Origin of the sequence: Okeania sp. (assembly GCF_035285525.1) — a bacterium.
Classification (GTDB): domain Bacteria; phylum Cyanobacteriota; class Cyanobacteriia; order Cyanobacteriales; family Microcoleaceae; genus Trichodesmium.
The window spans coordinates 47,281-63,737 of sequence record NZ_JAYKGW010000128.1; the positions used below are offsets into that span (position 1 = coordinate 47,281).

Here is a 16,457-nt window from a genome sequence, read left to right on the forward strand (position 1 = left end):
AGGAGACTGCTTCCGCTTCGTCGATAGGGACTACTGGATTGTTTCATTTTAAATGATGCAATAGGAAGTTGGCCTGAGATTGCTTTCCTGACGGAATGCTAAGTAAACACATTCGTTGGCAATGACAAATAATCATGCACTATTTTAGATGAAACAGTCCACTACTGGATTGACACAGCTAAAATAGTGCAGAGCGATTTTTTCTCCCTTGTCTCCCTTGTCTCCCTTGTCTCCCTTGTCTCCCTTGTCTTCCTTGTCTCCCTTGTCTTCCTTGTCTCCCTTGTCTACCCATAACCAAAAAGTAACGCACCATTTAAGGCGTGTCAGTCCACTACTAAACTTCTTGCTGCTTAATAATTCAACTCCACAGTATTCTTCAATATAGGATTAATATCAAACCAAGAGCCTTCATCATCTCGGTATTCATAGACAAACATACTCCGAATCAACCTTTGATATCCATCATCACCAGTAACTTTTCGAGTTTTTGCTACTTGGCGCAACAACTCCCATTCTTCATCCTCTACTGCCAGAGTACGTTCATTGCGAAGATTTTGAATTACTTTATCAAGATTTTCACGGGAGATAGGCAAGCCTTTTTGCTTTTTAATAGCTTCATTGAGCATTCGCAATACATTCCTGACATGACCTCCGCTCATCTGACATAGATGATTTAGAGTTTCCTCACTGTCAAAAATTTCAGTAATTTTCTCTAGACGTTGTTCTGGTTTCAAATTAGGAAATGCTCTGGCTAAAACTAACTGCCTAAGTAATCTCATTCCTTCTACACATTGACTATTATCCCGTAACTCCATCGACACCATTGGCAAGACTTGGGGGGTACTCTTGAAGCGTTGAGTTAATGTACCATAGTCATTAGAAAATCGTAGTGCTAAAGGAAGAGTATAAATTACATGACAATGGAGACTTGCTAGTTGTTCGCCGCGATCGACAAATAAATATTCTGGTTGAGGTCGCCCCCAGGGTTTTGGGGAACTATCAACCTTATCCAAATTGTCAACAATAACGACTAATCCATTTTTACCGTACTGCTTCAGCTTTTCGTGAGCAGGTTCCAGTAATTCTTGGTTAATAGTCTCAATAATGCCATTAGTCCGAGGTCCGAGATAATCTCTTAGTTTACTGCGAAGTTGTGGACTAGCTTTAGCTTTAGCTGTTATTTTACCTATTCCCAAAGCCACAAATTCTAGTCCTTCTTGGTCAACTTTAACCTGACCAACTCCAGGTACACCAAATTCTGCTTCGGCAGAAATATCTAGTTCTGTGTGTAGAAGCTTGCTTACCCCATTGAGTATACTTTTTAATCCTTTTGGCTCCTCTATTTTAACTTCCTCTAATGTATGTAAACTTTGGCTGACTTGTCGCGCCATAGTTAGCAGAATATCACTGACATCTATATCTCCCATTTCTAGGTCTTTGTCTGACTCGAAATAAACAACATGAAAGTCTTCTGCTTCTAATTGTTGTTTGAGTCGCCAGAGTTCGGTAGATTTACCACAACCAATATGTCCAGTGAATAGCTGACAAGTAGGTTCGTCGGGAGACCACAGAGCAATATTGTCTTTGAGGTCTTCAATTATTTGCCCCCCCCGTACACAAGAGAAGTCAATATAGTATTTTTTCTCAAGTTCCTGGTTATCTTGGAATAAGGCTTTACCAGGGTTTGTTGCCTGAAAAAAGGCTTTAACATTTATAGTCATTATGTTTTTGATAAACTTACTTCTCTATTTTATAGCCCACATCCCGCATTAGCATAAAAAACAGTGGTTTATTAAGTAGGGTTTACGCTCAAAAGTATAAGTAGCAAGGATCCACAATCGAGAATCCAGAAGTCAGAAGGAATGAGAATGATGGAAGAGTAGGGACTATGCAACGTCCCTACAGAAAAATCGTTCCTTGATTTTCTTCCCCTATGTTCCCGAAAATCCTAGAATGCATGATTTTTCGGGAACCGTACCATTACCACCTAAAAGCTGGTACTTTATTAGTACCTGAAAAGAGTAAAACCTTAAGCTCGTCAAGACTTTGATATTTAATCAGCCAGCTCTAAGTATTTATACTATAGTACCGTGTCAAGCTTGAAAATATAGCAAAAACCTAACCCCCCAACCCCTTTCCCAGAAGCGCGTTGGGGGGGGACTTCTCCCCTCTCCTGATGAGTGAGAGGGGTTGGGGGAGAGGTCTTCGCTCGTTGCTCGTTCCTAATCCACAATTTTACTATTGACATGCCACTACCTTGCTAAAAAAAGTATTTCTAAGGAAATGGGGTGATGGGGGAATGAGAATATGGTGAATATCAGACTATTTTTCTACTTTTTTCCCGATTCTATTTCTGCATCTCCCCACCTAATAATAAAAGGTGTTAACTGATTATTTTTTGAACCCGGATTTGGTCTAATCTCTCAACTCCTGCAACACTTCATCAGTAAATGGCTTTTCCCTTGCTTGCAGTGCTTTAATCCATTCTTGTCGTTTGGCTTTTTCCTCCTCATCATCAGTCCAGTCTACATATACCTGAAAATCAGCGATCGCTCCTTCAATATTCCCAGTTAATGCCCTGGCGACTCCCCGACTATCAACGATGTTTACTTTTCCCCTACTCCCTTACTCCTGTAAGGACGTTGCATAACAAAAATGCTAACGTCCCTACCCTGCCCAATAAAATGTAGAAAACTTTTTGAGAAATGGTATTAGATATTGAGCACTATCAAACTATGGAAAAACACTTGAAGGAAAAGACAAAATATGCCAAGGTGAAAACTTAGGAAATTATTTTCTTAGCAATTGTTTTTGTAATACCTGATTATAAGAAATAACATGACTCATCCAAAAAGCTTTGACAAATTTTTATCTGCTTTATTAGGAATTTTCACTCAAAGAAGTTTTAGTGGCATGGATTTTTTGAGTTATCTAAATCGTTCGGACGATGAACGAAGTGGAGACGAAGCATCTATAGTTGATACTGCAATAGTAAGTCCGCTTCTAGGACTATTGGGCTTTGAACCAGCAGAACGAATTTATAACCAGCAACATTTGGGCGATCGCCCGGACTTTGCGCCCAGGGATGCAGTCTATGGAACTTGTTTCGTTGTCGAGAACAAGAGTACATCAATTTCTTTGACCTTTGATTTAAACGATCCCGATAGCCACCTATCCCAACTCAGAAGTTATATGCGAGTCCGGGGCGTTACCTTGGGTTGGCTCACTAATGGCAAACAGTTGACTGTGTGGGGATTTTACAACTGGGCTCGTCCTCAAAATCTTATCAATATCGATCTGAAAAATGTGATTCAAGATTGGCATCGAAGAGGAGTATCTACGCTTTCAGAAACAACGGAACAGAAGTTGCACGATTTATTCGATCTGTTTCAGAAAGAAGCATTTACCAGTCTGAAACGATTAGAAGCAGAACTGGCTTTGGATGAGGAAGAATGGCAACGGCAAGCTCTACCTTTGGGAAATGGTAGTGGCAACGAACCTGTATTAGTGGAAGCATTGCGGTCTCTTGTTTTAGAGCTTCAGCGTAATGCCAGACGCTTGCTGACAGAACAGTTGGCTCGGTATGCAGAGTATCAGGATCGGGCTAACAGAATTACCGATAATGCAGTAGCAACTGCTATTCAAGAAATTCAATGGTTACGAGAAAAGGTATTAACTCGTTTGCAGCAGAATCAGAGTTTGGTCGATCTTAGCGATCGCGATTTTGCAGCAATTGAGGAAATATGCAAACGACTCGAACAGGATGCCAGAGCTTACATCAGTCCGAAAGAGGTATTTGCCGAAATTTTAGCAATTTTGAATGAGGGATTCAATCGCAAACACCAAAACAAAGCCAAACCCCCCAAACCACCATCTACATTGTCCGCTGGATATCAACCCCTGAATGATGCACTCAAACCCTACGTCGAAAAAGTATTTGCCTGGCATCAACGTCAAGCAAATCTTCGGCAAGATTATCAGGCAGAAATTAGAGTGCATGATGATTACATGGTTTGGACTGCTTTAGTGGAGGAAACTATGTTAGGAGGATTGGAAGAGAGTCAACGACAGGATGAATTTGCTTTGCAAGCAGCTTATGTTGTTTTCATCCGACTGTTGCTGCTCCGAGTTTGTGAAGATAAAGGAGTTTTTCCCCATCGGTTTGTTTCTGATGGTGGGGTAAAACGTTGGCAGGAAAATATTGAGCGGTATTGGGTATTTGCGACTGGTAATCCCTACAGTCCGCTGTTAGATATGGCATATAAAAATGCCCAGAATATCTATGCTCACTTTTTTACTGGACGGGATCTATTTAATTGGTTTGTTTTGGAGCAAAGGGAGTTGGTGATAACGTTGCATCAACTTAGTCGCTTCAATTTTTCAGGGGTAGATTCGGATATAGTAGGAACGGTTTACAGCACTTATGTAGACCGTAAAGAAAAGAAGGAAAAAGGACAGTATTACACGCCACCAGAAATTGTTAATTACATTCTCGATGAGGTAGGATATCAAACTGGATCGGGAATTATTGGTGCTAATAAACGCCTCATAGATCCGGCTTGTGGTAGCGGTTCGTTTTTGGTGGCAGCAGCAAAAAGGTTAGTGGAAAGCTATAAAGGCAATACTGAGGAAATTGAAGATCCTGCTTCAGTTTTAGATAGGGTACAAAATAATCTTTATGGGTTTGACCTTAACCCGTTTGCCTGTTACTTGGCAGAAGTAAATTTGTTGATTCAAGTCCTGGATTTGGTGAAGCTAGCAAATGACCGAGGTCAACCTACAAGAATCGAACGCTTTAACATTTTTAATGTTGATGCTCTAGCTCGTCCGACGGGAAGCTATCGTTCTCTGATGTTCAATACTTTGATTGCACGGGAAAGCGATCGCGCAGACCAAATTAAAAGCAGATCGCCCAACACACCTTATGCCAATGGCTTTGCATTTATAGTTGGGAATCCACCTTATGGCCCTAGTTTGAGCGATGAATACAAGAATGTACTGAAGTCAGATTATGCAGATGTATTTTTCGGTCAACCTGACACTTATGTATTCTTTTTCCAACTGGGAATCGAGCTATTAGGCAATCAAGGAAAATTAGGTTTTATTACGCCTAATACATATTTAATGGGAAAGAATACTGCTGCTTTGCGCAAGATTTTGTTAGAAGCAGGACGAATCGAGCAAATTGTTGATTTGCCCCAAGGAATCTGGAAAGATGCTAGTGTTGATTGTGTTTTGCTATTTTTGACACAGGAAAGTAATGAGGAACAGCGCCAAACCCAACAGCCACAAATTAATTTATTAGGAGTACGCGACACTTTTGATAAATTGACAACAAGGAGTTGGAGCAAAACAGTTAAACAGCAACAATATAGATGGTTAGAAAATTCAACTAATCAGATCGACATACGCTATGATGCACTAATACAGAAAATTGAAGATGCTTGTCTTATTCAAGTCAAGGGTAACGGAGCGCCACAAAAAGTTTTGCGCTTAGGAGATGTGACTGAAAGCACTCAAGGAATTATTGTTTATAAGACAAAAGCTGAAGGTCAGGCTAATGTATATATTAAAGACCGAACCAATGTGGGTTATAATGAAACTGACTGGCATCCTTTACTTGAAACCACTGGCTTTCTGGGGCGATATGAATTGCGCTGGGGTGAAAAACAACCATATCTTAAGTACGGCCATTGGCTCTGCCGTTATCGCGAACGTAAATATTTTGATTCTCCTAAAATTCTACTGGTTCGGTTAAGAAACAAAGCTCTAAAAAGGCGTCTTGTAGCAACGTTTGATGATACTGGATTTTATAACCGAGACAACTTTAATAATATAATTCAAGCAGATACAAACTACAAGCTAAAGTATTTGTTGGCTCTGTTTAACTCATCTGTTTTAAATCATTGGTATAGAAATCGATTTGACAACGTTAATATTAACCCCAAAACCTTCCGTCAACTTCCTATTTATCCTGCTGATACTGAAACTCAAGCCGAGTTAGTCGAAAAAGTAGACCGCATTCTGAAAAAAAATCAAGAAATCAATAAATTTCGAGAACAAGGCTACGTTATTCGCAAACAAAGAGATGGTAATATCCAAATCGAAATTCCCTACGATCGCCTTCTAAGTGAAATCCAAGAAAATAATCCCAATTTTTCTACTCTAACTTTGTTTGATGCTAAAGCCGTCGGGTTATTTACTATTCCCGAACGCTGCGATTTGCGAGTCACAATCAGCAAGAATGTTTCTACTCCCACTCGCTATCCTACCAGCATTGTATTGCGTCATAATAAACTTTGGCTTGTAGCTGACAACGATAAAATTAGACGTTATCTACTCAGTTACTTAAAACTTCCTCAGTGGCAGGGTAAAACCTGGAACGAAATTAAAGATCAGGCAACCTTACCAGGAGAAACTCAAGAGCTAGATACTTTCTTTGCTACCGAGGAAAAACGACGTACAGAAATTCAAACTCTTCTCAATGAAGTCGTCCAAATAGATGCAGAAATTGATGACAAAGTGCTAGATTTGTATAGTATTACCGAACCTATAGATCGCGAGCGTATTCTTAGAAGTGCGCCAATATCGGCAGAGGATGAAACCAATATCACCCAAGACTCAGAAGAAGAATGAGAAAAAATGTAGCGATCGCCGTAGATCGCATTTTGGCAAAAAATCAAGAAATCAATAAGTTTCGAGAACAGGGTTACGTTCCTTGAATCAGTTTAGGACTACACAAAGAAACCGGGTTTCTGGGTTCCCCTGGTTTGGCTCCCCCCTTTCCAGATACATCTTTTGGTTGGCTTTCCTTTCGTCAACCCAACCTACAAACTTTTGAACTACCCAAAGAAACCCGGTTTGGCTCCCCCTTTTCCAGATACATCTTTTGGTTGGCTTTCCTTTCGTCAACCCAACCTACAAACTTTTAAATTCCGTGAATCGGACATGATATAAGTTATAACTACAACAATAGTCCTCTAATTTTGAAAAGTTCTCCGTTTATATTATGTATGTACCCCTTTGGCCTGGAAAACCATATCCCCTAGGAGCTTCTTGGGATGGTAAAGGCACTAATTTCGCTATATTCTCTGAAAATGCTACGAACGTAGAACTTTGCCTATTTGACAAGGAAAACCAAGAAACACGACTCACCCTCACAGAAGTAAGTAACTTTGTCTGGCATGGCTATCTACCAAGTATTAGTCCAGGTCAGAAATATGGATTTCGAGTACATGGTCCCTACGAACCATCCGAAGGACATCGTTTTAACCCCAATAAATTACTCATTGACCCTTACGCTAAAGCAATAGATGGAGATATACTTTATGGTCAAGAAATATTTGCCTATTCTTGGGATCATCCAGAAAAAGATTTAGTCTGCACCCTAGATGATGATGCTCATCTCATGCCAAAATCTGTGGTAGTTGATGAAAGTTTTGATTGGGAAAATGACCAATTATTAAATATTCCTAACCACGAAACCATAATTTATGAAATTCATCTCAGAGGGTTTACTAAACTACATCCAGACATTCCCGAAAATCTCAGGGGAACTTATGCTGGGTTAGCACATCCGAGTGCGATCGCCTATTTCCAATCTCTAGGTATCACGACAGTAGAGTTAATGCCAGTACATCATTTTCTCCGATACCCAGGACATTTAGTTGACAAGGAATTATCAAATTATTGGGGTTATGACTCGATTAATTATTTTGCCCCTTACAGTGGTTATTCTTCTAGTGGTAAAGCAGGGGAGCAAGTTCGAGAATTTAAACAAATGGTTAAAGCATTGCACAATGCTGGTATTGAGGTGATATTGGATGTGGTCTACAACCATACTGGAGAAGGTAATCATCTGGGTCCGACTTTATCTTTTAAAGGTATTGATAATGCTGCTTATTATCGCTTAGTAGAAGATGAACCCCGCTACTATATGGATTTTACTGGTTGTGGAAATTCTCTCAATGTTCGTCACCCCCAAGTATTGAAGTTAATTATGGATAGTTTGCGTTATTGGGTGACAGAAATGCACGTTGATGGTTTTCGATTTGATTTAGCTTCAGCTTTGGCGCGGGAATTATATGAAGTAGATAGTTTGGCAGCTTTTTTTGATATTGTGCATCAAGACCCTGTTATTTCTAATGTAAAGTTAATTGCTGAACCTTGGGATGTGGGAGAAGGTGGTTATCAAGTTGGTAATTTTCCTTTATTATGGTCAGAATGGAATGGTAAATATCGAGATATAGTTAGAGATTTTTGGCGAGGAGAAAAGGAAATATTATCTGAATTTGCTTATCGTTTTACTGGTAGTTCAGATTTATATGCTGCTAATGGTAGGTTGCCTCATGCAAGTATTAATTTTGTCACTGCTCATGATGGTTTTACTTTGAATGATTTAGTTAGTTATGACGAAAAACATAATGAAGCAAATGGGGAGGATAATAATGATGGAGAAGAATATAATCGTTCTTGGAATTGTGGAGAGGAAGGAGAAATTGATGATCCTGATATATTAAGTTTAAGAAATCGTCAAAGACGTAATTTTTTAGTTACTTTAATGTTATCTCAGGGTATACCTATGTTATTAGGTGGAGATGAATTTGGCAGGACGCAAAAAGGTAATAATAATGCTTATTGTCAGGATAATGAAATTTCTTGGTTGGATTGGAATTTGCCAGTAGAAAATGCAGATTTATTAGATTTTACTCGACAGTTAATTTATTTCCGTTGTCAACATCCAGTATTTCATCGACGTAAGTGGTTTCAAGGTCGGGCAATTCATGGTTCAACTGTGAGTGATATAGGTTGGTATAATCCTAATGGTCAAGAAATGACTGAGGAACAGTGGAATATTGATTTTGCTAAAGCTGTGGGTGTATTTTTAAATGGGGAAGAAATTCCGGCTAGTGGTGACCGTGGGGAAAGGATTTTTGATGATAGTTTTCTAATATTTTTTAATGCTCATTATGAGTTGATAGAGTTTACAATTTCTCCTAAATTCCAAGATAGAAATTGGGTGGTTATTGTTGATACGAATAAGTCTCATTTTGTCGAAAATGGTAAGCATTATCAAGGTGAAATTCCGATTCCGGTGATGGAACGTTCAATTGTTGTTTTGAAGCGTTTTTAAACAATTAATAATTAAGTAATGCTGGTATAGAAATCAGACATCATTCGTGAGAAAAAAATTGTAGGGGTTTGGTCTCCAAAACCCTTTAAATTTGGGTTGGTAAACCAAACCTCTAGGCTCAAATCTTACAACATTTACCAAAATTCAATCAGCATGAAAATATATCAATTAGTTATTGATACTAACATGATTTGATCAGGATTGCGTTCAAAAAATGGAGTATCCTACTAAACTTTTAAACCTACTCAACGATTGACAAATAAAAATCAATATTTCAACAACATTAATACTAGAATATGAACAAATCTTAAAACGATAACATCAACAATTAAAATTAAGTTTAGAAGATATTAATAATGTAATTAGGGTTTGCGTATGGAAAGTATGAGTGGTAGGGGGAGAATTCTCAATTCTGAATCCAGGAGAAATGGCAATTACAGAATCGGTAGTCAGAATAATTATCCCTGATTTCCTCATTAGGACTTACGCACGAACGCTATTGGTAGGGTGCGTTTTGCGTTCCGCAAAGCTCCGCTTTATATGTCGGCTCAAGCGCCGAAACGCTACGCGACATATAAACCGCGCAACGCACAACGCACCAATACTCTATATATAGTGCCTTTGCATAAGTCCTGTTTATTCTCCAAAGCCAACGGATTTGATATTAGTCTTCTTTTGGTCGAAAAAAGCGCGCCTTCTTCTATTCTTCATCCTCAAAAAGTTAGGATTTTGAATAGACAAGCACTAAAAAACTAAGGTAAAATTATTCCTCCCACCCTCTACTTTTTTCAGTAAACTCTAACTATTAACTAGGGATTGCTGAATAAAGTCTGATAGTTAAGGTAGGGAATAGTTAACAGTCAGTAGGAATAGGAGTTATAGAGGAATTACTTGAAAAAATTGCCTCTTAATTTTTCTACTCTTGTGTGAGCTTTTTGTGCTATCTTTTTTAACCTTTTTGATCTAAAAGCTGGTACTTTTTCCCAACAAACAAGTTACTGTTTTATCTGTCAATGATTTTATATTTCCATACCCAAGCCCTAACTATTTAACCTGACAACTGTACTATAATCATTCTGGACTTTCTTTTCATAATTCTTCCTCGCTTCTGACTCTTTATCTCCATAGAAAAAATTCAAAAGGGCAAACCTGAAATGAGATGTTACTGGAGTAGCTTCGTGCATCAAAGAACAAGAAAAAATCACCGCACTACCAGTATCAGGTTTATAGAAATGAGGTCCGTATTCTGGAAACTTTAAAAACCCTCCCTCATATTCCCCTGCATTCAAGTTTAATGTCATTGCAAATATTCGATGTTTCGTTCCTGGTGTAGTATTATCTCGATGAGCATTAAAAAAACCACCAAGATTGCCATCATAACAAGCTATTTTATACCTTTCTTGTCTTGTAACATCAAAATTAAAAGCCTTTTTAATCTCTGGAAATACTCTTAAATTCATTATTTTATTTAAACTGTCAATAGTTTCCTCATCTCTTACAAAATGGTCTTTTCTAATCTTACGAGTGTGGTCAATATATCCTATAGTTTTCTCACCTTTTTGACGCATATAACCTGATTCTTTATTACCTTTTGTCTGCCAAATATCAATCAAATAATTACAATATTCTAGAGAAAAAACGTTGGGGATTAACAGTACCGGAGCCTGCATTTGAATATGTCGCGGTTCTTCTTTAGGTAGTATATTTTTAATATCTTTTAAGATGGCTTCTATACTACTTGATAAATACTTGAGATGATAAATGTTAACTATTCTGTGGTTAGGATCAAGCAAAAAACCTGTCCGCTTATATGATATATTATCCGAATCTTTATTTCCCGGAAAACAAACACCATATTTACGACTAATTTTATGGTCATAATCTGACAGCAATGGAAAAGGAATATTATTTTCTTCGGCAAATTTTTGATTAACTTTCGGTGAATCAGAGGTAATTATGTAAACTCGTAAATCAAATTTATTAAAAGTAGGCATTAAGTCTCGAAATGCACAAGCTATATCTTGACAAGCAGCAATTTCATTAGAGGCATAAAAAATTATAATTGCTGGCTTTCCGGCTTCGTCTTGAGAATATAATAATTTTTCTGACTGATCTGGTAAAGCAAAATAAATAGCACGATCTCCTACACTTAATGTTGTTGTGGATGTTATCATTTGATCATTGTACCTTTGTTTAGCTATTAGAATTTACGCATAGACCACATACATAGCATATAGTTTTGAAAACTATAGCGTTATAATTTTTTAACTCTTAATTTATAGAGTAAATTGGAAAAAAATATTGCTATCTGAAATAATTTGTTACAATTTATCAGGACTTACCCATAATTGACCAGTTTTGGTCATTTGAGATTGCTATCCTGACGGACTGCTTCGCCAACGCTGTTGCGGAGAGTTAAGGCGGGTTTTGCTCTTCGCTTCGTTGGGGCTGCGAGTCTCGCCATGAGAGAAATGCGTTGCGCGTTCGTAAGTCCTGATATACTTAGAATTTAGTCACAGTAAATTCTTCTTTCTTCTTTCTTCTTTCTTCTTCTTTCATCAAATGAGTAAAACTTCTATCACACCTGCTTTAATAACCAAAATAATACCCGACTCGATCGCTGCCGAAATAGGTTTTGAACCTGGGGATGCGATCGCTTCTATCAACGGACAAAAACCACGAGACCTCATTGATTATCAATATTTTTGCGCTGAGGAATATCTAGAAATACAAGTCATTGATGCTAAAGGTAAAACTCACAATATTGAAATCGAAAAAGACTATGATGAAGATTTGGGGTTAGAATTTTCTACCGCTCTTTTTGATGGTCTTATTCAATGCAATAACCGTTGTCCGTTTTGCTTTATCGACCAACAACCACCAGGTAAACGAGATACTCTATATTTCAAAGATGATGACTATCGCCTCAGTTTCCTCTACGGTTCCTACTTAACTCTGACTAACCTCCCCCAACGAGAATGGGAAAGAATCGAAAAAATGAGACTTTCGCCTCTGTATGTTTCTGTTCATTCTACCGAACCAGAATTGCGATCGCGTCTTTTAAAGAACTCCCGTGCTGGTCAAATACTGGAACAAATTCAGTGGTTCCAAGAACGACGACTACAAATACACGCTCAAGTTGTTGTTTGTCCAGCAATTAATGATGGTATTCATCTGGAACGCACATTATTAGATTTAGCCAAATTTTATACTGGAGAGATACCCGCAGTTGCATCAGTAGCCGTCGTACCTGTTGGGTTGACTCGTTTTCGACCTTGGGCAGATGAACTAATACCTGTCACTACTGCCAAAGCAGAAGAAGTTATAGACCAAGTGCAAGAAATTCAGGCCAAACTTAGACAAACATCTGGTACTAATTGTATCTGGTTAGCTGACGAATGGTTTTTAATTGCCCGTCGAGAATTACCTCCCGCTTCAGAATATGAAGATTACCCTCAAATTGGCAATGGTGTCGGTTCCATTCGCCAGTTTATATCACAATTTGAAACTTATGTCAAAGATTTTTTAGAATCAGACATTTGCTTAAGCACCCCAAGAAAATTAACGTGGGTAGTAGGGAATGCAGTTGAGAAAGCCTTTGTAGCGATCGCCAATCAACTGAATCAAATTCCCGGATTAGAAGTAAATATGGTAGCTTTATGTAGCAATTATTGGGGACAAGAAATTACTGTAACTGGACTATTAACAGGCCAAGACTTGTTAGAAGGTTTGCAGGGACGAGATTTAGGTGAAGGCATTTTGCTACCTTCAGTCATGCTCAAACAGGGAGATAATCTATTTTTGGATGACATGACCCTAGAAGAATTAGCAGACCAACTCCAGACAACTATTTGGCCAGTCGCCGGAGTGGAGGAGCTGATATTGACTGCTGTGGGCAATAGTCAATTAAACTATTAGAATTTAAGATTAGCAAAAGTACAGCAGATTTCGACCAAATGATGTACTGAACCCCTAAACGGGTCTCTAAAATTAGTTGGGAGATGGAGAGATGGGGGGATGGGGAGATGGGTGGATAGTGAATATAAAGATCTAATTCTAGCTTTTTCCCTATTTCCCCTCCAGGGAGGGGTTAGGGGTGGGTTGACTCCTGACTAAAAAAAAACACACCTTTCTTTGTAAAGATAAGGTTAGGGGTTCTATAGGGTAAATGGTAAAAATCTTGTAGTGCGGGAATCTTGCCCACGATAGGTCTACCTGATAGAGTTGCAAAGTGCTGTATTAAGCCATTAATTGAAAATATCTCAGGACTTACGCAGCTACCCTAGATATAGTGCTTAAAACTATTGCGCAATAGTTTTTTAACTCTACATATAGTACCTTTGCGTAAGTCCTGTATCTGTTGAACTTGGAAACTAAAGAATAAAATCCATGAGTGTTTTTCGTAATATTGTGGTAATGGGAGTGATTGGAGTAGTTATTTCAAATGTAGGTCAGGGTTCTTCATCCTTCCTAATTATTAACTCCCAAAGTGATACTTCTGAAAATTCGATTTTAGACCCAGAAGAGGTCAGGGAAGAATCTGTTGAGGTTCCAGAAGCTCAAAAAGTAAAATCGGATATTAATCTAGAGAATTTACAATCAAATTCTTCAGGTACAGAAGTAGCATCAAACAAACACTCAGAAGAGAATATTAATCAACAATTATCTGAGTCAAAATCTAATGAAGGGATACTTTCGGTATTAGAAGAATTGGAAGATATATCTAAACACAAAGATAGTTTATTTGTAAAGTTAAAGTATCAAACAAAAAAAGAAAGTATTTCTACTTCTGGGTTAAAAATTCCACAAAATATTAGTAGTTATAGTTTTGCAGAAAACCAGAATTATAAGTTTAGCATAGACGAAAAAAAATTAGCAGGTTTAGGGAAATTAGATTTTCATTTATTAGATTTGCCCAAGTCGAACTCAGGAAATTATCAGGTTGAAAATAATATTAATAAGCCTATCATTCCAGAGAATAAAAATACTCAAAAATTAGCAAAATCGAATAATTCAGATTCTAATTTATTAGATTTGCCCAAGTCGAACTCAGGAAATTATCAGGTTGAAAATAATATTAAAAATTCACTTATTTCCAATGCTAAAAATACTCAAAAATCATTGAATCCTGAATCCCAAAAATTAGCAAATTTAGAAAATTTATCTTCTCATTTATTCGATATACCAGAGTTAAAATTAGAAAACTTTCAGGTACAAAATCAAATTAATCCTCTTCTAGGAAATAATTTGGCACAATCTATTTATCTAGGCAATAAAGACACTCAACAATTTAATCTTGAATCACCAAAATTAGCAGAATTAGATTTCAATTTATTAGATTTGGCAGAGTCAACATTAGAAACAAAAAATACTCAAATTGAAACAGCAAAAATTCAGACAAACTTCCAGTCATCAACAACAGAAAATCAGAATCAACAAAACCCAATTAATACAAAAATAACACCTCAAAGAAATCCAACTCTGGGAAACTCTTACCAAATGATGACCAGTATTAATAACGCTCCTGTCATGGCAACCATAAACGACTTTTCCAATATTGAAACTCAAGCATCTGCACTAAATAACTCCCAACCAAATAACAATTCTGTAATTAAATTACCAGGTAGAACTAATCAAACTATAGTATCAATTATTCAGCGACCACCTACTTTTGGAAATACTTCAAAACAACAAAATTCTGTACAAATAGAAACAAGCCTGAATCCAAATTCAACGACTAAAACAGTTCCTAATTTAGCAAAGATTGAAAATCAAAAACATTCATCAAATAATAATAATAATAATAATAATAACTTGATTATTGCCCAACAAAACACTCAAAGTTTTCCAGCACCACCCCCAACAGGAACCTTACAAACAAATCCTCCCTCTCAAATTTCTCCCAACTCCAATCCACTATACTTCCCCATTACTCCCGAGCAAGTACAAATCAAAGAAACAATACCAATTACTTTAGAGCAAGCTATTGATTTAGCCCGACGCAATAACCCAGAAGTTCAAACTGCTCAACTACAAGTTGAAAGAAGTCAAGCTGTCTTGAAAGAGACTCAAGCTGATTTGTGGCCTAGTCTTACTTTCGATTCAACTTTACAACGAACAGAAAGTGCCGGAGGTGACTTGAGTGTAAAACGTAATGAACGTCAAGCCGAAGTAAATGGTACTGCACCACTTGAAAATAATGAAAATTTCCCTAGCACAAGTTTTACCAATACACTGCAACTTACTTATGACTTTGATATTGATAAATCTCGTTCTTCCAGGATTGGAATTGCTAGAGAACAATTGCGTTTAGGAGAGTTAGAGCTAGAGAGAGTTCTAGAACAATTGCGCTTAAATGTATCTAGTGATTACTATAATTTACAAGAAGCAGATGGACGAGTCAGAATTGGAGAAGCTGCTGTGAGAAATGCTCGTAAAAGCTTGGAAGACGCAGAAGCTCTAGAGAGAGCCGGAGTCGGAACCAGATTTGATGTATTGCAGTCTCAGGTAACATTGTCAAATGAACAACAAAACTTGACCAATGCACTTCGAGACCAACGTAGTGCCCAACGTCGTTTGGCAGAAACACTAAATGCCAATGAGTTGATCAATTTGACTGCTGCTGACCCGATTGAACCGATCGGGTCTTGGCCTCTATCTTTAGATGAAACAATTTTAACAGCTTTTAAGAATCGCTCTGAGTTAGAACAGCAGTTAGTACAGAGAGATTTAAGTGAAGAGCAGCGCCGACAAGCTCTTTCTTCAGTCAGACCAGATTTGAATTTCTTTGCTAGTTATACTATATTGGCACAAACTACTGATGACGAACGTTGGCTCGAAGGTATCAGAGGTTGGGCTGATGGTAGCGCATTAGGATTCAATTTTACATGGAATTTCTTTGATGGTGGAGCAGCAAAGGCTGCTGCTCAACAGAGCATAATAGATAGGAAGATTGCAGAAAGTAGGTTTGAGGAGCTGAGAAATCAGATTCGTCGGGAAGTTGAGGAAGCTTTCTTTGGTTTGGAAGCGAGCTTTAAAAATATTTCTACTGCTGAGTTAGGTGTGGAACAGGCAAAAGAGGCTTTACGTTTGGCACGACTAAGGTTTCAAGCTGGTGTGGGGACTCAGTTAGAAGTTATTCAGCAGGAGACAGATTTAACTAGAGCTGAAGATAATTTGTTAACTGCGATTATTGAGTATAATCGGTCTTTGTCAGAATTGCAACGATCTGTGAGTAATCTTCCTGATGAGAGGTTGTCTAATAGTCCATAAACTTTTATCAGTTATCAGTTAGTACCTCCTTTATAACTCCCTTCCCTATTCC

Annotated in this window: 6 protein-coding genes; 4 read left to right on the forward strand and 2 right to left on the reverse strand. The window is 37.8% G+C overall.

The window, feature by feature from the left end:
* Positions 1-350 precede the first annotated feature (350 nt).
* Positions 351-1,721, reverse strand: a complete 1,371-nt coding sequence (locus VKJ25_RS12170) for an ATP-binding protein (RefSeq protein WP_324236895.1) — start codon at positions 1,719-1,721, stop codon at positions 351-353.
* Positions 1,722-2,838: 1,117 nt separating this feature from the next.
* Here VKJ25_RS12170 and VKJ25_RS12175 point away from each other — a divergent pair.
* Both VKJ25_RS12175 and glgX read left to right on the forward strand, forming a co-directional pair.
* Positions 2,839-6,636: an N-6 DNA methylase gene (locus tag VKJ25_RS12175; protein WP_324236896.1), complete on the forward strand. Its 3,798-nt coding sequence runs from the start codon at positions 2,839-2,841 to the stop codon at positions 6,634-6,636.
* 373 nt (positions 6,637-7,009) lie between these two features.
* Positions 7,010-9,133: a glycogen debranching protein GlgX gene (gene glgX / locus VKJ25_RS12180; RefSeq protein WP_324236897.1), complete on the forward strand. Its 2,124-nt coding sequence runs from the start codon at positions 7,010-7,012 to the stop codon at positions 9,131-9,133.
* Positions 9,134-10,173: 1,040 nt separating this feature from the next.
* Here the strand turns inward: glgX and VKJ25_RS12185 are convergent.
* Positions 10,174-11,307: a redoxin domain-containing protein gene (locus VKJ25_RS12185; RefSeq protein ID WP_324236898.1), complete on the reverse strand. Its 1,134-nt coding sequence runs from the start codon at positions 11,305-11,307 to the stop codon at positions 10,174-10,176.
* A 388-nt stretch (positions 11,308-11,695) separates the two neighbouring features.
* Here VKJ25_RS12185 and VKJ25_RS12190 point away from each other — a divergent pair, with 388 nt between their 5' ends.
* Together VKJ25_RS12190 and VKJ25_RS12195 are read left to right on the forward strand one after the other, a co-directional pair.
* Positions 11,696-13,051, forward strand: coding sequence for a TIGR03279 family radical SAM protein (locus VKJ25_RS12190; RefSeq protein ID WP_324236899.1), 1,356 nt, complete (start codon positions 11,696-11,698; stop codon positions 13,049-13,051).
* Between the two features lie 471 nt (positions 13,052-13,522).
* A complete protein-coding gene (locus tag VKJ25_RS12195) occupies positions 13,523-16,405 on the forward strand; it encodes a TolC family protein (RefSeq protein WP_324236900.1) in 2,883 nt (960 codons plus the stop codon).
* The last annotated feature ends 52 nt before the right edge of the window (positions 16,406-16,457 follow it).